This is a genomic window from Micropepsis pineolensis, from assembly GCF_055392125.1.
Genome location: NZ_AP042408.1, coordinates 670,071 through 692,835, shown reverse-complemented (window position 1 = coordinate 692,835; position 22,765 = coordinate 670,071). Strand labels below are relative to the sequence as shown.

Sequence of the window (22,765 nt, the reverse complement as noted above, 5' to 3'; positions counted from 1 at the left end):
CGGGCACGATCCAATCTTTGGGCATGATCTTTGACCTGCCCCATCTTCTGATCGCAGTCGCGCTTTTGTTCGCGGTCTATTTTCTTGGCCCCAGGGCCTGGGCGCGACTGAAAGCCTTCGACGACGGCAATGCAAAGCGTCGGGCGCAGGAGATGCAGGACCGGCGCGATGGCAACGCCCATTTCCGCCACGCGCTTGATACCGCCGCCGAACAGGTCGAAGCGGTTACGTCCTACGAAGCCAAAGACCAACGCACCGGCCTGCCGATCACGCTCTACCTGTTCGAGGGCGAAAGCTTCGGCAGCCGCCAGGCGGCAGAAGAAGTCCGCGCCCGGCACATTTATGAAAAAGCCAAAGCCTTTTATACCGAGCTGCCGGTGGCGCTGACCGAACGGCGCCGCAGTAACCTCAAATAAAAAAGGGGCCGGTACAAACGCCCGGCCCCAGTTTACAGCACACCAATCTTACCGCCAAAGCGAACAGACGCGCTGACTTACAGCGCCTGGTATTTCACATAAGCAAACCGTGCCTCGCCCGCCCCCGCGACATAAAGCGAGGGGCGTAAGGCCAGAAAATCATACGCAGTGTTGTGGTTATAGCCCGACACCTCCATCTGCACGGCGTGTTTGGTCCATACCTTGCCGTCGATGCTGTAATGCATGGTGACGATGTTCGCCTCGTTACGGATGCGGATAAAGACATGGCGGCCATAGCCCGCGGGCTTGCCGCCCGGTCGGTCCAGCCCACCCCGGTGCATGATAAAATTCTTGTCCGAGAAACCCAGACCGCAATAGAGCCGCTTGTTATAGAACAGCAACAGCCCCGCCTGCGCGCCTTCACTGATCTCGATTTCCGTTTCGATTTCATAGGCAATATCGCCAACGCGAAAGCCCAGCGGGGAACTGTCAAACGGCTCGCTCCCTTTGGCCTGCAACACCAGACCATGGTCATAGCGCACCCGCTTCATCTCGTCCGTGGCAGGCAGATAGAAGCTCCACAGCTCACCGAAACGATCCCGCGAAAAATCATCCGAGAACGCCATACCGTGTGACAGCGCCTCGCCGCCCTTCGGCTTAGGCAGGGGGGTGGATAAGTCACCGCCCAACGCCTCGATCCAGCCATCCGCGGTCCAGCGCATCGGGGCCAGCAAGGTCTGGCGGCCCAGCGTCCACAACCCGTTTTCATAGCCATGATACACCAGCCACCACGAACCATCGGGGGCTTCCACCGCGCTGGCATGGCCGCGCGACCACCATTTTTCCCCTGCCGATGTGGTGCGCACCAGCGGATTATTGGGCGCATTCTCCCACGGCCCGAACAGGCTTTTGGCCCGCGCCGCAATCACCATATGGCCGGTGGGCGGGCCAGAGGTGCCGCCGACCGCCGTCAGCATGTAAAAATAGTCACCGTGGCGGAAGATTTTCGGCCCTTCCGGCGAAAAGGATTCCACCACCCAGTCTTCCGGATAATGCCACGGGTCATAAACATGACGCGGCACCCCCACGGTGGACAGGCCATCCTCGGCCAGTTGCACGACATCACCACCGCTTAACGCCAGATAGCGTTTGCCGTCTTCACCAATGATGTGGTTGGGGTCGATGTAGCGGCCCATTCCCGCAAGCTCGACCGGATCGGACCATGGCCCGGTAATTTTCGGAGCCGAAATCACATACATGCCGTTGGGATTGCGGGTCGGAATATAAATGTAATAGCGGCCCTTATATTTACATAAATCCGGCGCCCAGACCGAGCCGATCGGCTTTTTCAGCGCGGCGGTGACCGGCTGCCAGTTCACCAGATCGCGCGAGTGCCAGATCAGCAGCCCCGGATAGGCATCGAAGGTCGAAAAGGTCATGTAATAGTCGCGGCCTTCGCGGATGATGCTGGGGTCAGGGTGGTCGCCCCCCACGATAGGGTTGAGGAACCGGCCATCGCCCATATCGGCTTTGCGCTGGTTTTCGATCCCGCGCGGCCATGTCATCCACGCCCAGTCAATGCCCGATGGCGATATCGCCCCCTTCACCACAGATCCAGTGTTGGGCGGGCAGGTAGCACCGCCTGTCGCTGCCTTGGCCGGGATAGAGACAATTGCGGCCCCCGCCAGCAAGGCACTCAAAGATTCCCGGCGATTACAAATGGTCATGATGCTCCCAAACCCAAATCTTATTATTGGGTCTCCCAAAATGGAAACCGGTTACCAAAATACGGATGGCAATACCATCAGGCAACCGCCAAAGTGAATGATCACGGGAATTTGCCTACTCGGCAGCCTTATCAAGGCGGACGATTTCGTCCTCAAGGATCGGGGCGGCACCATGGCAGGCAGGCGGCTCGTAACAGGCACGGCAGCGCACCTGATATTCACCGGTATCGCCGACCACCAGCTGCTTATCATTGTCGATCAGCCGCTGCGAAATAAAGCCATCGTCCGAGCCGCACACCATGCACACCCCGGTCAGCTTCTCGACCGAATCAGCCAGCGCCAGCAGACCCGGCATCGGGCCGAAGGGCCGTTCGGCGGAATCCAGATCCAGCCCGGCGATGATGATGTGCAAATTACTCTCGCGTTTTTCGCGCAACAGAGCCCGGATCGCGCGGCCAAACCAGCCGAGACAATCCTGCAATGGGGTATCAAGCGGGAAAAACTGTGCCTCGTCCACCGCCAGCACGTCGAAATCCATCGGCTCAGTGACGCGGCGGAAGTCCGCCTCGCTACGCACCATGATGGCCGACAGCGTCGCGGTAACTTCTGTGCCGCCGTCCGGGGTGACAGCGCGCGAGGCAATCTCGCCCTGGGTGCGGGTATCATGGGCGGGTTTCAGGATGCGCACCCTTTTGCGGGCATACTGCGCCCGATGCAACCTGGCGATCAGCCGTTCGGTCTTGCCCGAAAACATCGGACCGGTAATCACTTCCAGACGCGCCGCCATAACCGCATTCTCCCCATCAAGCGAAGCGCTTTATCCCACGAGTCGTCCCGCCCGGCGCGCAGACATTTGGCTCAAGGCCGGGTTGTCCACATCAAAAGGGGCGACAGAGTATCCCTTGCGAAGCGAAGTCCGGAAGGCGCACACTTTTCTCGCGAGTATAGATTTAAGGAGAATATTGTGATCACGGGGGGGAAAGCCGGCGCCCTGTTCTGCGCCGGGGTCATTGCTTTATCCACATGGCTTGTCGCCACGACCTCTGCCGATGCGGCGACCCGATCGCGGGCCGTGGCACGCCTGATTGGCCTTGACGGCAGCGAGGCCGGCAAGGTGACGTTTCAGCAAGTGGCGCGCGGCATCCTGATCGAGGTTGAGGCCCACGGGCTTACGCCCGGCGCTCATGCCATAATGATACACACCAGCGCCGCCTGCGAAGCAAAAAAGCAGTTTACCACCGCCGGCCCCGATCTGGATGCCGACCCGCCACGCCCGCATGGCTATCTGGTAACCGGCGGGCCCCGCCCCGGCGATCTGCCCAACCAGTTTGCCGGTGCCGATGGCGTGCTGCACGCCACAATGTTCACCAATTACTTTGCTTTAGGTAATGGCAAAAAATCGCTGTTCGACCGCAACGGGGCCTCGATCATCATTCACGCCAAGGCTGACGACTATCTCACCGCGCCCGATGGCGGTGCCGGTGCCCGCGTGGCTTGTGGCACCATCGTGCGCACCATCGGCCCCAAGGCACGGGCCAAAACCGCCGCACGGAAATAACCGGACGATCTGTCCCCAGTTTTATACCGTTAATGGCCTGCCGCAGGGCCGAAACCGATGCGAAACGATCACAGTTTCAGTGCCTGCGGCGGCCCCGGCCTGCTTGCCATAAGTGTGGCGAACGCCTATATCTAAGCACTGTTAAGGCCGCGCAAGCTGCAGAGACAAGTTTCAAGCGCGCCCAGAGAACTTTCTCCCTTCCAAAAAGGGTGAGGGCGCAAGGGCTGACGACGACGACGCTTTCCCTGAAATTTTGGTGCGACTTTGACAACCGCAGTGAACATGGTGTTTGCGGCGGATACTAATGCTTTCAGGAGAAAGCCGTCATGACCATCGGTCAAGTTAAGTTCTTCAACACGACAAAAGGTTTTGGGTTCATTGCACCGGAAACTGGCGGGAAGGACGTTTTCGTCCACATGACCGCTGTTCAGGCTGCTGGCCTGCGTAGCCTGAATGAAGGTCAGCGCGTTAGCTTCGACGTCGAAGCCGACAAGCGCGGCCCGAAAGCCGTGAATCTGAAGCTCGTTTGAGCCGAGGGTAGCTTACCAGACGGCGCGGAGGAGAGCTTCTCTTCCGCGCCGTCTGCGTATCTGGGGGACAGGATGGACACGCAGCAGACTGCGACCGGGCAGACATCAGAAACACCCGGTCAAACCGAATTTGTCATCCTCTATTCCACCTTCCCCGCAACGGATGCCGGGCGAGACGCCGCCGACGCCATTGCGCGCGACCAGCTTGAAGCCCGCCTGATTGCCTGCGCCAACATATTTGCCCCGATGACGTCGCTGTACCGCTGGCAGGGTAAAATCGACAGCGATGCCGAATTTGGCGTGTTCTTTAAGACCCGCCGCAGCTTGGTTCCCGCCGCTATTACGGCTGCAAAAGCACGCCACCCCTATACGCTGCCGTGCTTTTTAACCCTGCCGGTCGAAGGGTCTGCTGAATATCTCGATTGGATAAAAGCCGAAACTGCCGCAATAGGTTAACTTGTTTTTGACGTTCTAAGCCCTTTCTATGGGCCGGTAACGCGTTGGAGCCAGAAAGCGTGAATTACGAAGGACCGGAAGACAGCACCTATCTTGATGGGGCCGCGCTGCGTGAAGCCATTGCCGCCGCCACATTAGGCATCACCGACAGCACGGAACTGCGCCAACGCTTCTTTGCCCCCTTAAAGACCGCCTTCACCACGGTGCGCGACAAGGTGCGCAGCGACGTGCTGGAACATGGCCTGCATGGGCTGGATGCCGCCCGGTCGCTGTCGGCGATTCAGGACACCATCATCCGCATCGTCTTCGAGTTTGCCACCACGCGGGTCTACACCACCCCCGGCGAGGCTGAGGCGCTGGCCGTCGTTGCCACCGGCGGCTATGGCCGCGGCGAACTGGCCCCGGGATCGGATATTGATCTGTTGTTCCTGCGTGCCGCCAAAGCGCCGCCGGACAGCGACCATGTTGTCGAGTTTATTCTTTATGTCTTGTGGGATCTGGGCCTGAAAGTCGGCCACGCCACCCGCTCGGTCACCGAATGTATGCGCCAGGGCAAGCAGGACATCACGATTTGCACCGCCCTTTTAGAAGCGCGTTTCATCGGCGGCGCACACAGTCATTATGACGAATTGCGCAAGCGCTTCTGGACCGAAATTGCCACCGGCTCGGGCCGGGAATTTGTCGAAGCCAAACTGGCCGAGCGTGACGACCGCCATATTCGTCAGGGTGAAACCCGCTATCTGGTTGAGCCCAACATCAAAGAAGGCAAGGGCGGTTTGCGCGATCTGCAAACCCTCTACTGGATGGGCAAATATCTCTATCACGTTTATGACGCCGCCGCCTTGGTGCAGCACAATGTCTTCAGCCAGGAAGAATATGAAACCTTCCAGAAGGCCGAAGCGTTCTTATGGAATGTGCGGGTACACTTACATTATCTGATGGGCCGGGCCGAAGAACGCATTTCCTTCGATGCCCAGCCGGGGCTGGCTGCAGCACTGGGCTTCACCGACGAGAATCCGCGTCAGGCGGTGGAAAACTTCATGCGGGCTTATTTTCTGGTGGCCAAGGATGTCGGCGACCTCACCCGCATTTTCTGCGCCGCGCTGGAATTTCAGAACCGCAAGCGCCGCGAGGGATTGACCCGCATTCTGCCCGGCTTTCTGCGCCCGCGCAGTTCAAGCGATGATTTCTTTGTCGATACCGGTCGGCTCAATGCGCAGGAAAATACCTTCAGCAAAGATCCGGTCAATTTCATCCGCATTTTCCATCTGGCCGATGCCAAGGAAATCGACATTCATCCCCACGCCCTGCGCGCCATTACACGGCAATTGCCGCTGATCGATGATGCCTTGCGGGCGAACAAATCCGCCAACACGCTTTTTCTTGAAATCTTAAGCTCGCCACGCAAACCCGACTGGGCTCTGAAGCTGATGAACGAGGCCGGCGTGCTGGGCCGTTTTGTGCCGGAATTTGGCCGCATCGTCGCGCTGATGCAATTTAATATGTATCACCACTATACGGTGGACGAGCATCTGATCCGCGCCATCGGCTATGTCGCGGCGATTGAGCATAATCGGTTCGAAGAAGAACACCCCATCGCCACCGACATCATCCGGCGTATCAAGTCGCGCGAGGTGCTGTATTGCGCCATGCTGCTGCATGATATCGCCAAGGGACTGGAGGGCGATCATTCTGTGCTGGGCGGTGCCATTGCCCAGACGGTTTGCGCCCGTTTTGGCCTGCCAGCAGAGGATATCGCCTCGGTCGACTGGCTGGTCAAAAACCATCTGGTGATGAGCGATATCGCCCAGCGCCGCGATATTTCCGACCCCAAAACGGTTCACGATTTTGTCTCGATCGTGCAGTCGCCGGAAATGCTGCGCTACCTGCTGATCCTGACGGTGGCCGATATCTGTGCCGTGGGCCCCGGCGTCTGGAACGGCTGGAAGGCCCAGCTGCTACGCGAGCTCTATTACGAAGCCGAGGCGGTGATGAGTGGCGGTGATACCGTGCGCGCCCACAGTGCCCGGGTGCACTCGGCCAAGCATACGCTGGCAGAAAAGATCGCTGATCTGCCCGAAGATGTGCGCAACCACAATCTTGAGCGCCATTATGATTCCTATTGGCTGGCCTTTGATACCGCCATGCACGAGCGCCACGCCCGCATGATGGCCGATACCGATATGGCCCAGAAGCTGTTCGGCTTTGAAGCCATTCCCAACAAAGTGCGGGCGGTGATGGAAATCGCCATCTATGCCCCCGACCACCCCGGTGTTTTCGCCCGTATTTCAGGTGCCATTGCGGTGGCGGGTGGCTCGATTGTCGATGCCAAGGCTTTCACCACGTCGGATGGCTTTGCACTCGATGTCTTCTCGGTGCTGGATGCCGAAGGCGGCCCCTTCGATGACGAGGCCCGGCTGAGCCGCCTGCGCCAGACCATTGAGAAGACCATCGCAGGCGAAATTTTCCCGCGCACCCTGATCGCCCAGCGCTCGACCCGTGGCCGTAACAAGGCCTTCACCGTGCCAGCACGGGTTAATTTTGATAATGACGCATCGACCACCGCCACGGTGATCGAGGTACGGGGGCCGGACCGGCTCGGCTTCCTCAATGACGTCGCCTCGGCGCTATTCCACGCCGGGTTGTCGATTTCCTCGGCGATGATCGCCACCTATGGTGAGCGGGTGGTCGACGTTTTCTATGTCCGCGACGCCTTCGGTCATAAAATTACCCACCTCGACAAGCTCAAAGCGGTTGAAGCCAGCCTTTTGATCGCCGTTGAAGGCAAAAAGGACAAGGCAAAGCGCGCGGCTCACACTTGAGCCGTCCCGGCTTTCGGGGCATAACCGCCAGCCTCTTTTGTCTTCTTTCTTTGGGACACGTATTATGAGCGAAGCCGCCAAGCACCCGTCTTTAGTTTTCTCTGGTATGCAGCCGACCAACACGCTGCATCTGGGTAACTATCTTGGCGCGCTCAAGAACTGGGTCAGTATCCAGGATCAGATGCCCTGCATCTATTGCGTCGTCGATATGCACGCCATTACCGCCGATGTCGGCTATGGCAAACCGGTCGAGCTGGCCAAGGCAACCCGCGAGGTAGCGGCCGCCTATATTGCCGCCGGGGTCGATACCAGCAAAAGTCCGATCTTCAATCAGAGCCGCGTGCGCGCCCATGCCGAGCTGGCGTGGATTTTTAACTGCGTCGCCCGTATGGGCTGGGCGGACCGCATGACCCAGTTCAAGGAAAAGGCTGGCAAGCACAAGGAACGGGTTTCGGTCGGCCTCTATACCTATCCGATGCTGATGGCGGCCGATATTCTGGTCTACAAAGCAACCCACGTCCCAGTGGGCGAAGATCAGCGCCAGCATCTCGAACTGGCCCGTGACATCGCCCAGAAGTTCAACAACGACTATGGCGTGGCGGACTTCTTCCCGCTACCCGAGGCCGTTACCGTGGCCGCCGGCACCCGTGTGATGAGCCTACGCGATGGCACCAAGAAGATGTCCAAGTCAGACGACAGTGATCTGTCGCGCATTAACCTGACCGACGATGCCGAACTGATCGCCCAGAAAATCCGCAAGGCCAAGACCGATCCGGCCCCGCTGCCCGCCGACGAAAAAGAGCTCGAAGGCCGCCCGGAAGCCGAAAACCTGATCAACATTTTCGTGGCGCTCTCTGGCAAGACCAAAGCCGAGGTGATTGCCCAATATGCCGGGCAACAGTTCTCGGGCTTCAAGTCGGATCTGGCAGATGTTGCTGTGGCAAGACTAACCCCGATTGCTTCGGAAATGCGCCGCCTGCTCGCCGATCCGGCCGAGATTGACCGGGTTCTGGCCGATGGTGCCGAAAAGGCTTCCGCCGTGGCCGAACCGATCATCCGGGATGTGAAACAGATCGTCGGCTTTATCGGCTGATCTTTTTATCCCCATCACCCCCCAGCGCGTCATGCTCATGGCTGAACATGACGTCGCGCGGACGGGCGTGCAGGCTTTGGCCGCCATCCACCGTGATGGTGCTGCCGGTCATTGGTGCCATTTTGACGACGAAGCTGACGGTCTCGGCAATATCCTGCGGCGTACAGCCAAAACCCAGCGGGGTTTCGCCATGGGCATCGGCAAAGCCCTTGGGTGTCTGGCTGCTGCTGGGCAGGCTGAGGCCCGGCGCGATACCACAGACCCGCACCCGTGGGGCCAACGCCTGAGCTGCAAGCCGGGTTGCCGCCTCCAGCGCGCATTTCATCACCGTATAGGAAAAGAAATCCGGGTTCAGATTGAACACTTTCTGATCGAGGATATTGATCACCAGCCCCCGCGCCTCGTCCGGCAGCCGCTCGGCCAGCTGTTGGGTCAAAAGCAGTGGGGCGCGCAAATTGACCGCATACATCTGGTCGAGCGATTCCGCCGATAAGCCCGGCATGCTGTCATAGGCAAAGCGCGAGGCCGAATTGACCAGCAGGCTGCAAAAGCCAAAATCCGCCGTCTGATCAAAAATGTCACTGATGATGCGCGGATTAACCAGATCACCCTGCACCACCATGGCCTTGTAACCATCAAAGCGTAAGGCGGCCGCCAGCGCAGCGGCTTCGGCCTGTGAATGGTTGGTATGAATGACGACGGACCAGCCATCTTCGGCCAGTCTGCGGGCGATCACCGCCCCGATGCGTACACCTGCGCCTGTGACCAGCGCATAACCGCGCGTATCCGGAAAATCCGACATATCCCCCTCCATGGCTGCCAGCCCCCGGGTAATGCCTTATTCCGGCAGTGTTTTCCCCGGTCGGCTTCTGAAAATTTCGACACCGGCGCCCGCCGCTTCGTTAAAAATATCTGGTTTCAGAATGGACACCCGGCAGGCGTTAACGTTGGAATTCTCGAAACAGAGCGCCACCAGTTCTTCCAGCAGCGTCTCAATATATTTGGTATGCGGACGTTCGGGCCACGCCTTAATGGCAGTGCGCACGGTGTCGTAATCGACAAGAGGGCCGCTGGCCTCGGTATCGCGCGGGGCGGCGTCATCGGCGAACATTTCGACATTGACCACGACGCGCTGCGGGCGTTCGGGATGCTGTTCCCACGGATGAAACCCGAGATGCACCTCGGTAACGATATCTTTGAGAATAAAGCGCTGATAGCCGCCTGCGCGCATCCGAAACCCATCAACTGTAGAGAGCATTTGCAGAATGCCTGTGTTGATTATATAGCATTGGCCTCCAGTGATAACAATTGCGCGGGCGTAAAACGCGCCCCTTCGGACGAGTAGGAAAACACCATGGCAGGCGGCAACATTTATCCGCTGCGCATCGCCGATGCGGCGAAGGCCATCCGCCATGTTTTCGTCCGCAATCTGGAACTGCAAGCCGATATCGGCATTCACGGCCACGAAAAGGGCGTGCTGCAGCCGGTGCGTATCAGCGTCGATCTTGGTGTGGCCGAGGCGCCAGTCGATGAAGACAATCTCGACAGCGTGGTCGATTACGAAGTGATCGCCAACCGCATCCGTGCGCTGATTGAAACCGGCCACATCAATCTGGCCGAAACCATGGCGGAACGTATCGCCACCCTGTGCTTTGCTGACCGCCGGGTGCACAGCGCCCGCATCCGGGTCGAAAAGCTCACCGCGTTGCCGGGGGCCGAATCCGTCGGGGTCGAGATCGAACGTACCCGTCCATAAATGCTACGCACCCGGAGTGTTTGGCGGAGCATTAGGCAGAGCATTTGGTCATGAACAACCGGCCTTATGATCCGGCCCAGAATCAGACACCAACCGAAGCGTTGATCGCCCCCACGACGGTGGTACCAACGCAAAGTGAACCTGCGCCCGCGATAAATTCCGAAGCAGAGCCCGCACCGCTGACCGGATCAGCGCGCATTGCCGAATATGTCAAAGACCTGCCCGATCTGCCCGGCGTCTATCGTATGATCGGGGCCAAGGGCGATGTGCTCTATGTCGGCAAGGCCAAAAGCCTCAAAAAGCGCGTGGCCAATTACGCCAAGCCGGGCGGTCATAACGGCCGCATTATGCGCATGATCACCGAAACGGTGGAGATGCTGTTCATCACCACGGCATCGGAAATTGAAGCGCTGCTGCTCGAAGCCAATCTGATTAAGCGGCTAAAACCCTATTACAACATCTTGCTGCGTGATGATAAATCCTTCCCGGAAATCCTGCTGCGCAGCGACCATGATTACCCGCAGGTGCTGAAACACCGTGGCGCCCGGTCGATCCGCGGCACCTATTTCGGGCCCTTTGCCAGCGCCACCGCGGTCAACGACACGCTCGACACCCTACAGCGGGCGTTTTTATTGCGCGCCTGCACCGATGCGGTATTTTCCACCCGCACCCGCCCTTGCCTTTTGTTCCAGATCAAGCGCTGCGCCGCCCCGTGCGTGGGCCGCATCAGCCAGAAGGATTATGCCGGACTGGTCGATGAAGCGCGCCGCTTCCTGTCGGGCAAAAGCCGCGCGCTGCAGGAAGAATATCTGGCACAAATGGAAGCGGCCTCTGAAGCGCTCGACTTTGAAGCGGCGGCGGTGATGCGCGACCGCGTGCGGGCGCTGAGCCATGTCCAGCAGCGTCAGGGCATAAACCCCACCAGCTTTTCCGAAGCCGATCTGTTCGCCCTGCACCGCGATGGCGGCGGCTCCTGTGTGCAGGTGTTCTTCTTCCGTGCCGGGCAGAACTGGGGCAACCAGCCCTATTTCCCGCGCCACAGTGCCGATGCCAGTGCCGGCGACATTCTGGAAGCTTTCATCAGCCAGTTTTATGACGAGCGCACCCCGCCGCCGCTACTTCTGCTATCCGACCCGATCGAGAATGCCCCCCTGCTGGCCGAGGCCTTGTCAGCCCGCGCCGGATACAAGGTGCAGATCCTGGTGCCGGAACGCGGCGAGAAGCGCGAGATCGTCGATGCCGCCCGCACCAATGCGCGCGAGCAGTTGGGCCGCCGCCTGTCAGAGAATGCCGCCCAGCGCCAGCTGATGGCCGGTGTAGCCGAAGCCTTTGGGCTGGAAACTCCCCCGGCCCGCATCGAGGTCTATGATAACTCCCACATTCAGGGCGCCCATGCCGTGGGCGGGATGATCGTGGCCGGGCCGGATGGCTTTGAGAAAGGCGAATACCGCCGCTTCAACATCAAGACCGCCAGCACCGACGATGATTTCGGCATGATGCGCGAGGTGCTGACCCGCCGTTTTGCCCGCCTGATCGAGAGCAATGACGCAAATGTGAAACGGCCCGATCTGGTCCTGCTTGACGGTGGACCGGGGCAACTGGCGATGGTGCAAGCGGTGTTTGACGAGCTGGGGGTTGAGGGCGTGGCGCTGGTCGCCATCTCCAAGGCGGCCGAGCATGAAGGCGGCTTCGAGCATTTTCACCTTGCCGGCCGCGAGCCGTTCCGGATGCCAGCCCAGAGCCCGGTCCTATATTATTTACAACGACTTAGAGACGAAGCCCATCGCTATGCCATTGGCAGCCATCGCGCCAAGCGGACCCGCGCCATTGCGGCCAATCCACTCGACGAGATTCCCGGCATCGGGGCATCACGCAAAAAAGCCTTGTTGCGCCATTTTGGTTCAGCAAAGGCCGTCACCAGCGCCAGCCTCGCCGACATTCAGGCGGTGGCCGGTATTTCAGAAACACTGGCCGCAAAGATATATGACTTCTTCCATCAAGGCGGTCGGCGGGAGTAAACTGTCACAATGCTTGCTGTACCCAATATCCTGACCATCTTGCGCATCGCCCTGGTGCCGGTATTCGCCCTTGTGCTGTGGGGCGACCCCAGCGATTCCAGCCGCATGCTGGCTTTTGCCATTTTCTGCATCGCCGGCATCAGCGACGGGCTTGATGGCTACATCGCCCGCAAATTCAATGCCGGCAGCGATTTTGGCCGCATGCTCGACCCCATCGCCGACAAAATTCTGGTTGGGGTGGCGCTGATGATCCTGGTGGCACAGGGCCATTTCGATGGCTGGAAGATGGTGCCTGCGCTGGTCATCCTGTCTCGCGAATTTCTGGTGTCGGGTTTGCGCGAATTTCTCGCCGGGGCCCGCGTCAGCGTGCCAGTGACCTTTTTTGCCAAGATCAAGACCACCATCCAGATGATCGCCATCGCAGCGATGATTTTAGGACCGGCGCTCGATAAAACCGTGCCCGGCGTTCTGGCCTTTGCCTATGTCGCGCTGTGGATAGCCGCGGTGCTGACCGTCATCACCGGTTACGCCTATTTGCGCGCGGGCCTTGCCCATACCCGCGGCAGCATCCTGCCCAGCGCCTGATATGTTGGGTTTATGGCCGGTCTTCACCGTTCTGGCAGCTGCGGGGCAAACCGCGCGTAACGCCATGCAGCGCGAGCTGACCGCCAGCCTGGGGGCGGCGGGGGCTACCCATGTGCGGTTCTTATTCGGCTTCCCTTTCGCGCTGATCTTCTTCGCCATCGCCTGTGCCATGGGAGCGAAAATCCCCGTGGTAAGTGCCAGCTTCTGCGGCTGGATTCTGGCCGGGGCCCTGACCCAGATTATCGCCACCGCCTTGATGCTGATGGCGATGACCGAGCGATCTTTCGTCGTCACCATCGCCTATTTGAAAACCGAGCCGATACTGGTTGCGCTGTTTGGCCTGATCGTGCTGGGCGACGCCTTAAGCCTGCCTGCCGCGGCGGCCATTGTGGTTGCCACGGTGGGCGTGTTTGTCATGTCGTTTCGCACTAGCGAAGGCGACAAGACAGCATCCGGCACATGGCGACCGGTTGCCAAGGGCCTGATGTCGGCGGCTCTGTTTGCCATTTCGGTGGTGGCCTATCGCGGAGCGATTTTATCCTTACACGGCGCATCACTGGCCATGACCACCAGCTTTTCGCTGATGGTGGTTCTGGGCCTGCAGGCAGCGCTGCTCAGCCTCTATCTCCTCTGGCGGCAGCCCGGCGTTATGGCGGCAATCATCGGTCAGTGGCGACCATCGCTGATGGCGGGCTTCATGGGCGCGGCCGCAACGCAGTTATGGTTTTTTGCTTTTGCGCTGACCTCGGCGGCCAATGTCCGTACGCTGGCCCTGATTGAGGTGCTGTTTGCTCAGGGCGCGACACATTTTATTTTTAAACAGAAAACCACCGCCCGCGAAGCTGTCGGTATTATCTTAATCGCCGTCGGCTGTGCCGCGCTGGTGTGGACGGAAACGTAAAAATCTAAGCTACAGGAAACTATTTCCCTAGTGTTTCCACGATTTGAGAAAACGTATATTCCTTAAGAACATCTGCCCATTTCTTATTAACAGTCATTCCATATTCCGGCTTACTTTTCTTGCCTTCATATTTCCGATGCGTAAATGGACCATTAGGTTCACTCCACACCGTTGATGGGATCAGATACAGTTCCGGCTCCACACCATCCGTCAGGATAACAAGTGCGAGATATAGATTTTCGGCAATTTCAAATTTTTCCGTCTGCATAAAGGTGTAGCCGCCATCACGCAGCGCTTTAACCTGTATTTCAAAATATTTCGGTGGGACGGTATTTTTTTCTGAGCCTAAACGAATGACAAAATCTATGCCCTGATCATCAATTTCTGGGGTATAGACATAGAACCCACGTCCAGTGAATGCCATTTTGACAAAGTATTCTGCATACTTGCCAACCTGTAATTTGTTCAGTTTGCTCCAGTTCTGCAGTGCAGACATTTCTTCACCCCGTTGCTCGTTTTATAGATCAGTTGGCACCTCATATTGGCCAATAACAACAAAAAAGGCGGGGATTGCGCCCCGCCCTTTTTCAAAATCACCGCTGATAAAACCGCTCAGAGGTCTACGGCGGACACCTTGGCCACCACATCAGCGGAATAATCGTGCATCAGCATTTCCGAAATCTTGCCCGGCGTATAGCGATAGGGGCCGATTTCAGAAATCGGCGTGACTTCCGCCGCAGTGCCGGTCAGGAACGCTTCGCTGAAGGTGCCCAGCTCTTCCGGCTTAATATGACGAACATTGACCTTGATGCCGCGCTTGACCGCAAGGCCCTGCACCACCCGGCGGGTGATGGAATCGAGGAAGCAATCCGGCGTCGGCGTATGCAGTTCACCATCCTTGACGAAGACGATGTTGGCACCCGAGGATTCCGCAACAAAGCCGCGATAATCATACATCAGGGCATCGGCATAGCCTTCGGCTTCGGCCGCATGCTTAGACAGGGTGCAGATCATATACAGACCCGCCGCCTTGGAGCTGCACGGGGCGCAATCGGGTGCCGGGCGCTTCCACTTCGAGATGCTGAGACGGATGCCCTTCATCTTGGTCGCTGCATCGAAATAGGACGGCCACTGCCATACCGCAACGCCGAAATGGACCTTGTTGCGCTGACCAGCAACCGACAGCATCTCGCTGCCACGGAACACCAGCGGACGAACATAGCCATCATCAAAAGGATGCGCGGCAATGGTATCTTCGCACGCCTTGTTAATCTCGTCTTCCGTATACGGAATTTTCATATCAAGAATGCGCGCGCTCTCGATCAGGCGCAGGGTGTGCTCTTTCTGCTTGTAAATACGCCGGCCATAATACCGCTCACCCTCGAATACGCAGGAGGCGTAATGCAATCCATGGGTCAGGATGTGTACCTTGGCCTCGCGCCAAGGGATAAGCTTGCCGTCAAACCACAAAGCGCCATCACGATCATCCAGGGGAAGCAAATCGGCCATTGTCACATCCTCCAACCACTTGTCTTGCCGGGGCAGGCGGTCTATTTGTGTCAGTATGTCTGACATAAAAAACGGCGGAATGCCGTTTGATACACGCGCATTATACCTAAGCGACGCTGCACTCAAGCAAGGAATCGATCTTCTTTTGCTTGCAATGCGAAATATTGTGTCGCAGAGCGATTTAGTTTTAAAAGAATCAACCATAGGCCACGCCCATGCCCGCGCACTGCACTTTATCTGGCGCCATCAGGGATTGTCCGTCGCCGAGCTACTCGGGCTACTGCATATCACCAAACAGAGCCTCAACCGGGTCTTAAGCGATTTGCTCGCCACCGGCTATATCGAGCGCCGAATCGGTCGTGATGACAAACGCAAGCGCGCCCTTTATCTGACGGCCAGTGGCGAGGCCCTGGCCGAGGCGCTGTGGCAGGCCCGCCGCCCGCTGCTGGCCGCAGCCTTCCGCGGTGCCGGGCAGGAAGCGGTGGAAGGTTTCCGCCAGGTGTTGTTTGGGTTGGTCGATCCGCAAGACCGTGCCAATATACCGCCATGAGCAACGCAACCCCGCTGCAGGACTGTCACCTTCTGGTCGTCGATGACGACGAACGCTTGCGCAGCCTGTTACAGCGCTATCTCACCACCGGCGGTTTCCGGGTCAGCGCGGCAGCCAGCGCCGAAGATGCCCGCAGCCTGATGAAAAGCATGGCCTTCGATCTCTTAATCGTCGATGTCATGATGCCGGGCGAAAACGGCCTCGATTTCACCAAGTCGGTGCGCGCCGGATCGAATGTGCCGGTGCTGATCCTGACCGCCCGTGGCGAGACCGAGGACCGCATCAAAGGCCTCGAATGTGGTGCAGATGATTACCTGCCCAAGCCGTTTGAACCGCGCGAACTGTTACTGCGCATCGAAGCGCTGTTGCGCCGCGCCGCACCGCCGGCTACCCAGACCACCAGCGAAGTCCGTATGGGCGAATGTGTTTTCGACGCTAATCGGGGTATCCTGTTGCGCAAGGGCAAGCCGGTCAAACTGACCAGTTCGGAAGCCGCTCTGCTGCAACTGTTCTCCGCCAATGTCGGCCGACCATTCTCGCGGGCGGATTTGTGTGCCCGCCTTGGCGTTGCGCTGGAACGGACCATCGACGTGCAGGTCACCCGCCTCCGGCGCAAGATCGAGGAAGACCCCAAACTTCCCCTTTACCTACAAACCGTGCGGAGTGTGGGCTATGTCCTGGTCCCGGACGCGTGAGGCGTTAAGCCAGCTCTGGTCGCTGTACCGCCCTGGTCAGCTTTTGCACAACATTATGCCCCACGGGCTGTTTCAACGTTCGCTGATCATCATCGTGGCACCGATGATCCTGATGCAAGGCATTGTGTCTTACGTCTTTTTTGAACACGAGCTGGATGTCACCACCCGGCGCATGGCGCGCGACATTGCCGCCGATGCCGCCTTTTTAATGTCGCTTGAAGATAATTACCGCGGGCCCGAACGCCTGCGCCTGCGGGCCATGGCGCAAGAGCAGTTGCGCTTTCAGCTGATCTTCAAGGCGAATGAAAAGCTGCCGCGCAACGATGATTTCGTACCACGCAACACCATCGACCGCGCGCTGGATCAGACCATTGGTCAGCAGATCGGTGAAGACCGCCTGTTCGCCAAGCGTCGCGTCGGTGCCCAGGAATATGACATTGCGCTGGAGGTCCATGACGGCGTGCTGCACATGATTGTACCGCGCGACCGCGTCACGGTCTCGGCACCAGATCTGTTCCTGGCATGGATGGCCGGGTCCTCGCTGATCCTGATCGCGGTGGCGGTGCTGTTTCTGCGCAATCAGGTCCGCCCGATCGAACAACTGGCCCGCGCCGCCGAAGCCTTTGGCAAGGGCCGCGATGTGCCCGATTTCAAACCCTATGGCGCGGCCGAGGTGCGCCGGGCCGCACAAGCCTTCCTGACCATGCGGGCGCGCATCAAGCGCTATGTCCAGCAACGCACCGAAATGCTGGCCGGGGTGAGCCACGACCTTAAAACCCCGCTCACCCGCATGCGCCTGCAACTGGCGCTGATGCAGCCCAATGACGAGACCAATGCGCTGACCGAAGATGCTGCCGAGATGGAGCGCATGGTGCACGAATATCTCGATTTCGCCCGCGGTGAAGGCGGCGAAAAAAGCGAACTGACAGATATTGGCGTGCTGGTGGCCGATGTCGCCGCCACCGCCGGACGCGGCAAGGCACCGGAGCGGATCAGCCTTGATCTGCCCGCCGGGATTTTGTTGCCGGTCAAGACCTATGCCTTGCGGCGCTGCGTTTCCAACCTGATCGAGAACGGGTTAAAGCACGCCCCCCATGTGGCCGTCAGCCTGGTGCTGGGGGCACGCTTTGCCGAAATTCATGTCGATGATGATGGCCCCGGGATCCCCGAGGGCCGCCGCGAAGAAGCCTTCCGGCCCTTCCACCGGCTTGACGAAGGCCGCAACCTGCAAAGCGGGGGCGTCGGTCTGGGGCTGGCGATCGCGCGTGACTTTGCCCGGGCCCATGGTGGCGAGCTGGCGCTGGGGCAGGCCCCTTTGGGGGGCCTGCGCGCCACAGTCCGGCTACCGGTTTAAATTGCGATTACCTTTAGCGCGTCGAACAATCCATAATCTTGGTGTCGAAAGCCGAGCCGATCAGCAGATGGCCGTTGGCAAAAGCCCCGACCGAGGAACCACTGATGTGCGCCCCGCTGTCGGCGAAAATCTGCTCGAACGATGTGGGCAGACCATCCTGCAGGCTGACGCGATAGACCACCGAAGGCGCCACCTTAGCCGGGTCATGGCGATAATCCGATAACGCATAGGCTTTGGGTGTACCACTGACCCACAATGCCCCGTCGTCACCCAGACGCAGATTGTCGAGGTTGGCCGGGATCGCCAGCTCGCCGATATTCTTTAAGCGGCCCAGGAACGGATCGCGCTCGAAAGCCACAATCCGGCGGGCGAATTTTTCGGCAATATAAACAAAGCGACCATCTGGCGACACCACGATCCCATTGGGAAAGTTGAGCCGGTTGGCCGCCACAGCAAATTTGGTACTGTCGAAATAGAGCGCATCGGCCCGCGGCAAGGACAGATTGTCATCCAGCCAGCGCCCGGCATCGCTGCTGACGGTATGGTCATTGACGACATAGAAGCGCGCTTCGTCCACGGCGGCGATGGCGTTGGGGCTTTTGAGCAGATCACTGCCGATGAAGCCGGTTTCATTCAGCTGCACTTTGCCGTCCGCAATGGTCACGCCAAAGGTGACGATGGCATTTTGCGCCTTATACGGATGATTGATGACATACAGCGTCAGCTTGCCATCGGCACCACGATACAGGCTGATGCCATGGGGGTGGAAATTAGCCGGCGTACCGCTGAGTTTGACCGGCCGAGCCCCGGCCACACCATAGGCATAGGCATAAAGCCCGTCGGCCTTAGACGGCTTGCCATTTTTTAGCGCACGGCGGTCAGTGGCAGACAGAATCGCCATTTTACTCACCGGATCGAGCGCAATATCTTCCGGCCCGGCGGGGCCTGCCACCACGCGGCACTGGCCAGCAAAACTGGATTCAACCGCATTGAACACGCCATGGGCCAAAAGGCTGTGGAAAACAGCCCCAGCCACCAGAACCGCGACAAGGGCGCACCCGGTCAGCGCCATACGGCGCCACGGCGCGGGTTTGGATGGAATCATCGACGTCTCCTGGTGACATTTGCCCTATAAATATAGGACCAGATGCCCGGGTTTCATGGCCTGCGTGGTTTTCTTGGCAAGGGCACGATCTTTGAGCCTTGCAGAAAACGGTTGGATCCCTTATAAGCCCCCCTCCTAAAAGATACAGAGGCCGTAGGTCATGAAAAAAGGCATCCATCCCGATTATCACTTTGTTACCGTACAACTGAATGACGGGAGCACCTATCGCACACGCACGACGTGGGGCGAAGCTGATGCCAAGATGACGCTGGACATCGACCCGGCTTCTCATCCGGCCTGGACCGGTGGTCAGCAGCAGCTGCTTGACCGTGGTGGCCGCCTGTCGCGCTTCAATAAGAAGTTCGCTCAGTTTGTGAAATAAGTACGCCTGCCAGTAGCCGCCGGCATCCGCTGAAACGCTGGATCCGGCGGTTATTTTATGCCCTAATAAATCATATTTTATTCTTTTTTTATCTTAATCGACGATAAATTTTGACGCCGATTCAGGAAGCGACGACTCTCGTCGCTGGACACTGCGTCAGGCATTAACCCAGACCTTTTAAAGCCAAGGCATCAGGGCATGAACAACATTTCAGACAGAATTGAACCAACAGCCGAGCACGCAGACAGCAGCCACGCGGCACTGTCGGGCAAGCGCGAGCTGACCAAAACCCAGAACCGGCAGACCATTCTAAACGCTGCCCGTCAGGTTTTTGCCGATATGGGCTATGGCGCCACCACGGTGCGTGACATCATCCGGGCCACACCGCTGGCGTCGGGCACCTTTTACAACTACTTCAAGTCAAAAGAAGAGGTCTATCAGGCCTTACGCGCCGAAGTGGCACTGACCATCCGCCCGCGCCTACGCGAGGCCCGCCAGAACGCCACAACGATCAAGGCCTTTCTTTCCGACACAATCCGGATTTATTTCGACTATATCGCTACGGAAAAAGACAATCACCGCCTGATCCGTGCGGGAGTCACCGCGCAATTGCGCCTCGACACACCAGAAGTTATCGCCGGTTTTGAGGAACTGCGTCAGGACCTTGAGCAGGCGATGGCAAGCGGCCTAATCCCGAAAGTCGACGCAGATTATCTGATGGCGGCGATCGTCGGAGCGGTGCTGGAAGTGTCACGCCGCATGATATTACGCGATACGATCGATTCGGCAGAAGCCGCCGATTTCGTCTCCAACCTGATCTTAAGCGGCCTGCAATCGATGAGCAAAGCATCTTAAATTTTCAGTGCGTTTTGAGAAACCAGAGCCTTATTTGGGCGGATGCGCCAGGCGCGCCACCTGGGCGATTCGCTCGGCAATGCCGCTGAAACGTGGGGCCAGAACCTGCACCTGCCTGTAATACATCTGCGCCGCCGCACCATCGCCGCTTATGGCGCAAAGTTCGGCCAGCTCGGCCAGCGCCGCGAAATGGCGCGGGTTCAGCGCCACGGCTTTATGCAAGGCGGCCATGGCACCGGGCCGGTCGCCTTTTTCCCGCAGGATCGTCGCGCTGAGGCGCCAGCCTTCGGCAAAACCGGGGGCAAGCTGGACCAGAGTGTTGGCCAGTTGCAAAGCGGTATCGTGGTCGCCGGTCGAATCGGCAATTGTCGCACGGGTCAGAATAAGATCAACACTGGGGCTACCGGAATGGCGGAATCCGGCGAGAATATCATGCTCGAGCCCGCGGGCCGTTGCATCATCGCTGGCGCTGCGGAGCAGAACCATCTGCCCGCCCAGCGGGTCGCCAGATGCACCACTGCCCGCCGAAGCGGGCAGTGTCATCAGTATAATCAAGAAAAAAAGGGTCCAGCGCATAAGGCCTAGCCTTGCCGGACGCCGCTGTAACAGCAGCGTTTAGCCCTGACGCGCTTTAAAGCGCGGGTTCTTCTTGTTGATGACGTAGGTACGACCGCGGCGGCGGATGACGCGGCAGTCCTTGTCGCGCACTTTGAGCGAACGCAGAGAATTACGGATTTTCATGACACGCCCTTATAACAGTTATGGCAGGACACCCCGCCGGATGGCCCTTAAAAGAGGCGCGCAAGCTAGTCGCGGCAGGCTCGCCTGTCAACCGCTACGAGTCGGGAAATCTTGCCAAATTGCCATCCACTGCCGCGTTTTTTTGTGGCAAACAGGACCAAATTCTTCGGGAGCAGGGAATTGCCAAGCGGCCACGGCGCATCACGGACCCCATCGCAACGCCTTTATCTGGCGCTGGGTTTCAGCCTGCTGGTTGCGGGCTGCGCCAGCCATACACCGCCCCCACCGGTCGCCCCACAGAGGCCAGCCCCCCTGGCGCTATCGCTCGAGCTGATCCCCGAGCAACGCGATTTCCGTAAATTTATTCAGGACTTTAGACCAATTGCGCTGGCCGCCGGCGTGTCAGCCGCCACCTATGATGCCGCGTTGGATGGCGTAACATTCAACCCACACATTCCCGCCCACACTGTCAGTCAGCCGGAATTCGTCAAACCAATCTGGGCCTATGTCGACGATGCCGTGCTGCCCCGGATTACCACCGGCAAGGCCCGAATCGCTGAAAACGCCGCACTGCTCGCCGGGCTAGAGGCGCGCTATGGCGTATCCAAAGCGATTCTTGTCTCGATCTGGGGCAACGAGACCGACTTTGGTAAAGTCAGCGGGCACTACAATATGTTCGCCGCGCTGGCGTCACTGGCCTATGCCGGCCCCCGCACCCTTTTTGCCCGCAGCCAGCTGATCGCCGCGCTGAAAATGGTTGATCGCCAGGGCCTTGACCCTGCCGGAATGACCTCGTCCTGGGCCGGGGCCTTCGGCCAAACTCAGTTCGTCCCCACCAGCTTTCTGGAACGTGGCATCGATGGCGACGGCGATGGCGTCATCGACTTATGGCACTCCTCCGCCGATGCACTGGCATCGACCGCCAACCTGCTGGCCGCCTATGGCTGGCAGCGCGGGCAGCCCTGGGGCTATGAGGTAATACTGCCCGCAGGCTTCTCCTATGAAACCGCTGACCTAGAACATCTGCGCAGCATTGCCGACTGGGCCGCCCGCGGGGTGCGCAAGGCCGATGGCAGCCCACTCACCGGCGCAGGGCCGGGAGCGATCTTCATTCCCGCCGGGGCGCAAGGGCCGATCTTTCTGGTACTGCCCAATTTCCGTGTGGTGATGAAATACAACGCTGCCGCCGCCTATGCTTTGGCAGTGTGCCGGCTGGCCGACCGAATCGAAGGCCAGGGACCGCTAGTTGCCGGCTGGCCCCGTAACGAACCACCGATGTCAAAAGCCCAGCGCATCACCCTGCAACAAGCGCTGGTGCGCGAGGGCTTTGCCGTTGGGGTGATCGACGGGGTGATCGGCAGCAACACACGCGTGGCCATTCGCGCCTATCAACAGGAAAATGGTTTACCCGCCGACGGCTTTGCCAGTCATGGCCTACTGTTACGGTTAACCGGAGGGCCGCTGGTGCAAACCGTCACAGCCCCCACGCCGCCAGCCACACCACCATCGGACACACAGCCGCCCACCACAGCAGACAACCCGGCGCCAGCCGATGCCCCCGGGCAAGCCCCGCCCGAACCGTAACCCCACCAACGCTGAAACACAAAAGCGTGCAGGGGTGCTGCCTGTTGGTTAATGCGGTGCTAGTGTCCCCCCATAACGTGTATTCGGGGAATGGATAAATCATGCAGATAGATCGACGGCATCTTTTG

At 58.9% G+C, this 22,765-nt stretch carries 25 protein-coding genes; 16 read left to right on the top strand and 9 right to left on the bottom strand.

Annotated elements, in window-relative coordinates:
- The first annotated feature begins 23 nt into the window (after positions 1 to 23).
- Positions 24 to 416 carry a hypothetical protein gene (locus tag ACZ5RI_RS03195; RefSeq protein ID WP_464514665.1) on the top strand — a complete coding sequence of 131 codons (393 nt, stop codon included), beginning with the start codon at positions 24 to 26 and terminating at the stop codon, positions 414 to 416.
- 77 nt (positions 417 to 493) lie between these two features.
- On the opposite strand, the gene ACZ5RI_RS03190 is transcribed toward ACZ5RI_RS03195, so the two are convergent.
- Both ACZ5RI_RS03190 and ACZ5RI_RS03185 read right to left on the bottom strand, forming a co-directional pair.
- Positions 494 to 2,143 (bottom strand): family 43 glycosylhydrolase, encoded by a 1,650-nt coding sequence (locus tag ACZ5RI_RS03190; protein WP_464514664.1) that lies wholly within the window; start codon positions 2,141 to 2,143, stop codon positions 494 to 496.
- Positions 2,144 to 2,258: 115 nt separating this feature from the next.
- Positions 2,259 to 2,930 (bottom strand): thymidine kinase, encoded by a 672-nt coding sequence (locus ACZ5RI_RS03185; protein WP_464514663.1) that lies wholly within the window; start codon positions 2,928 to 2,930, stop codon positions 2,259 to 2,261.
- A 177-nt stretch (positions 2,931 to 3,107) separates the two neighbouring features.
- Here ACZ5RI_RS03185 and ACZ5RI_RS03180 point away from each other — a divergent pair, with 177 nt between their 5' ends.
- The 5 genes from ACZ5RI_RS03180 to trpS all read left to right on the top strand — a co-directional run bounded on the left by ACZ5RI_RS03180 (position 3,108) and on the right by trpS (position 8,602).
- Entirely contained in the window at positions 3,108 to 3,701 is a 594-nt protein-coding gene (locus ACZ5RI_RS03180) for a superoxide dismutase family protein (protein WP_464514662.1), read from the top strand.
- 326 nt (positions 3,702 to 4,027) lie between these two features.
- The gene (locus ACZ5RI_RS03175) at positions 4,028 to 4,231 is read left to right on the top strand and encodes a cold-shock protein (protein ID WP_464514661.1); all 204 of its coding nucleotides are present in this window, start codon (positions 4,028 to 4,030) and stop codon (positions 4,229 to 4,231) included.
- Positions 4,232 to 4,303: 72 nt separating this feature from the next.
- The gene (cutA, locus tag ACZ5RI_RS03170; protein WP_464514660.1) at positions 4,304 to 4,687 is read left to right on the top strand and encodes a divalent-cation tolerance protein CutA; all 384 of its coding nucleotides are present in this window, start codon (positions 4,304 to 4,306) and stop codon (positions 4,685 to 4,687) included.
- A gap of 59 nt (positions 4,688 to 4,746) precedes the next feature.
- Positions 4,747 to 7,509 carry a [protein-PII] uridylyltransferase gene (locus ACZ5RI_RS03165; protein ID WP_464514659.1) on the top strand — a complete coding sequence of 921 codons (2,763 nt, stop codon included), beginning with the start codon at positions 4,747 to 4,749 and terminating at the stop codon, positions 7,507 to 7,509.
- Positions 7,510 to 7,573: 64 nt separating this feature from the next.
- On the top strand, positions 7,574 to 8,602 hold the full coding sequence (gene trpS, locus ACZ5RI_RS03160; RefSeq protein WP_464514658.1) for a tryptophan--tRNA ligase: 1,029 nt from the start codon (positions 7,574 to 7,576) through the stop codon (positions 8,600 to 8,602).
- On the opposite strand, the gene ACZ5RI_RS03155 is transcribed toward trpS, so the two are convergent.
- Positions 8,592 to 9,404, bottom strand: coding sequence for an SDR family oxidoreductase (locus tag ACZ5RI_RS03155; protein ID WP_464514657.1), 813 nt, complete (start codon positions 9,402 to 9,404; stop codon positions 8,592 to 8,594). The two genes, trpS and ACZ5RI_RS03155, sit on opposite strands and share 11 nt — an antisense overlap.
- A 36-nt stretch (positions 9,405 to 9,440) precedes the next feature.
- On the bottom strand, positions 9,441 to 9,860 hold the full coding sequence (locus tag ACZ5RI_RS03150; protein ID WP_464514656.1) for a dihydroneopterin aldolase: 420 nt from the start codon (positions 9,858 to 9,860) through the stop codon (positions 9,441 to 9,443).
- A 96-nt stretch (positions 9,861 to 9,956) separates the two neighbouring features.
- Here ACZ5RI_RS03150 and ACZ5RI_RS03145 point away from each other — a divergent pair, with 96 nt between their 5' ends.
- The 4 genes from ACZ5RI_RS03145 to ACZ5RI_RS03130 are packed head-to-tail and all read left to right on the top strand — an operon-like array spanning position 9,957 to position 13,862.
- On the top strand, positions 9,957 to 10,358 hold the full coding sequence (locus ACZ5RI_RS03145) for a dihydroneopterin aldolase (RefSeq protein WP_464514655.1): 402 nt from the start codon (positions 9,957 to 9,959) through the stop codon (positions 10,356 to 10,358).
- A gap of 50 nt (positions 10,359 to 10,408) precedes the next feature.
- Positions 10,409 to 12,376 (top strand): excinuclease ABC subunit UvrC, encoded by a 1,968-nt coding sequence (gene uvrC, locus ACZ5RI_RS03140; protein WP_464514654.1) that lies wholly within the window; start codon positions 10,409 to 10,411, stop codon positions 12,374 to 12,376.
- A 9-nt stretch (positions 12,377 to 12,385) separates the two neighbouring features.
- Positions 12,386 to 12,961, top strand: a complete 576-nt coding sequence (pgsA, locus tag ACZ5RI_RS03135) for a CDP-diacylglycerol--glycerol-3-phosphate 3-phosphatidyltransferase (protein ID WP_464514653.1) — start codon at positions 12,386 to 12,388, stop codon at positions 12,959 to 12,961.
- A gap of 1 nt (position 12,962) precedes the next feature.
- A complete protein-coding gene (locus tag ACZ5RI_RS03130; RefSeq protein ID WP_464514652.1) occupies positions 12,963 to 13,862 on the top strand; it encodes an EamA/RhaT family transporter in 900 nt (299 codons plus the stop codon).
- A 19-nt stretch (positions 13,863 to 13,881) separates the two neighbouring features.
- Here ACZ5RI_RS03130 and ACZ5RI_RS03125 read toward each other — a convergent pair whose 3' ends face one another.
- The gene (locus ACZ5RI_RS03125; RefSeq protein WP_464514651.1) at positions 13,882 to 14,358 is read right to left on the bottom strand and encodes a DUF4365 domain-containing protein; all 477 of its coding nucleotides are present in this window, start codon (positions 14,356 to 14,358) and stop codon (positions 13,882 to 13,884) included.
- Between the two features lie 116 nt (positions 14,359 to 14,474).
- Complete coding sequence (locus ACZ5RI_RS03120; RefSeq protein ID WP_464514650.1) at positions 14,475 to 15,371, bottom strand: branched-chain amino acid aminotransferase; 897 nt, start codon at positions 15,369 to 15,371, stop codon at positions 14,475 to 14,477.
- Between the two features lie 166 nt (positions 15,372 to 15,537).
- On the opposite strand from ACZ5RI_RS03120, the gene ACZ5RI_RS03115 reads away from it, so the two are divergent.
- Genes ACZ5RI_RS03115 through ACZ5RI_RS03105 form a run of 3 tightly spaced genes read left to right on the top strand, consistent with a single transcriptional unit; the run spans position 15,538 to position 17,970 of the window.
- Entirely contained in the window at positions 15,538 to 15,921 is a 384-nt protein-coding gene (locus ACZ5RI_RS03115) for a MarR family winged helix-turn-helix transcriptional regulator (protein WP_464514649.1), read from the top strand.
- Complete coding sequence (locus ACZ5RI_RS03110) at positions 15,918 to 16,616, top strand: response regulator (protein WP_464514648.1); 699 nt, start codon at positions 15,918 to 15,920, stop codon at positions 16,614 to 16,616. Before ACZ5RI_RS03115 ends, ACZ5RI_RS03110 begins: the two co-directional genes overlap by 4 nt.
- The gene (locus tag ACZ5RI_RS03105) at positions 16,594 to 17,970 is read left to right on the top strand and encodes an ATP-binding protein (protein WP_464514647.1); all 1,377 of its coding nucleotides are present in this window, start codon (positions 16,594 to 16,596) and stop codon (positions 17,968 to 17,970) included. The genes ACZ5RI_RS03110 and ACZ5RI_RS03105 overlap by 23 nt, the downstream gene beginning before the upstream one ends.
- Before the next feature lie 13 nt (positions 17,971 to 17,983).
- Here the strand turns inward: ACZ5RI_RS03105 and ACZ5RI_RS03100 are convergent, their stop codons facing one another.
- A complete protein-coding gene (locus tag ACZ5RI_RS03100; protein WP_464514646.1) occupies positions 17,984 to 19,075 on the bottom strand; it encodes an SMP-30/gluconolactonase/LRE family protein in 1,092 nt (363 codons plus the stop codon).
- Between the two features lie 160 nt (positions 19,076 to 19,235).
- Between ACZ5RI_RS03100 and rpmE the strand changes: the two genes are divergently transcribed.
- Positions 19,236 to 19,457: a 50S ribosomal protein L31 gene (rpmE, locus tag ACZ5RI_RS03095; protein ID WP_464514645.1), complete on the top strand. Its 222-nt coding sequence runs from the start codon at positions 19,236 to 19,238 to the stop codon at positions 19,455 to 19,457.
- 198 nt (positions 19,458 to 19,655) lie between these two features.
- On the top strand, positions 19,656 to 20,312 hold the full coding sequence (locus ACZ5RI_RS03090) for a TetR/AcrR family transcriptional regulator (protein WP_464514644.1): 657 nt from the start codon (positions 19,656 to 19,658) through the stop codon (positions 20,310 to 20,312).
- Positions 20,313 to 20,342: 30 nt separating this feature from the next.
- Here the strand turns inward: ACZ5RI_RS03090 and ACZ5RI_RS03085 are convergent, their stop codons facing one another.
- Complete coding sequence (locus ACZ5RI_RS03085; RefSeq protein ID WP_464514643.1) at positions 20,343 to 20,855, bottom strand: tetratricopeptide repeat protein; 513 nt, start codon at positions 20,853 to 20,855, stop codon at positions 20,343 to 20,345.
- A gap of 72 nt (positions 20,856 to 20,927) precedes the next feature.
- The gene (gene ykgO / locus ACZ5RI_RS03080; protein ID WP_464514642.1) at positions 20,928 to 21,053 is read right to left on the bottom strand and encodes a type B 50S ribosomal protein L36; all 126 of its coding nucleotides are present in this window, start codon (positions 21,051 to 21,053) and stop codon (positions 20,928 to 20,930) included.
- A 180-nt stretch (positions 21,054 to 21,233) separates the two neighbouring features.
- Between ykgO and ACZ5RI_RS03075 the strand changes: the two genes are divergently transcribed.
- A complete protein-coding gene (locus ACZ5RI_RS03075) occupies positions 21,234 to 22,637 on the top strand; it encodes a lytic murein transglycosylase (protein WP_464514641.1) in 1,404 nt (467 codons plus the stop codon).
- The last annotated feature ends 128 nt before the right edge of the window (positions 22,638 to 22,765 follow it).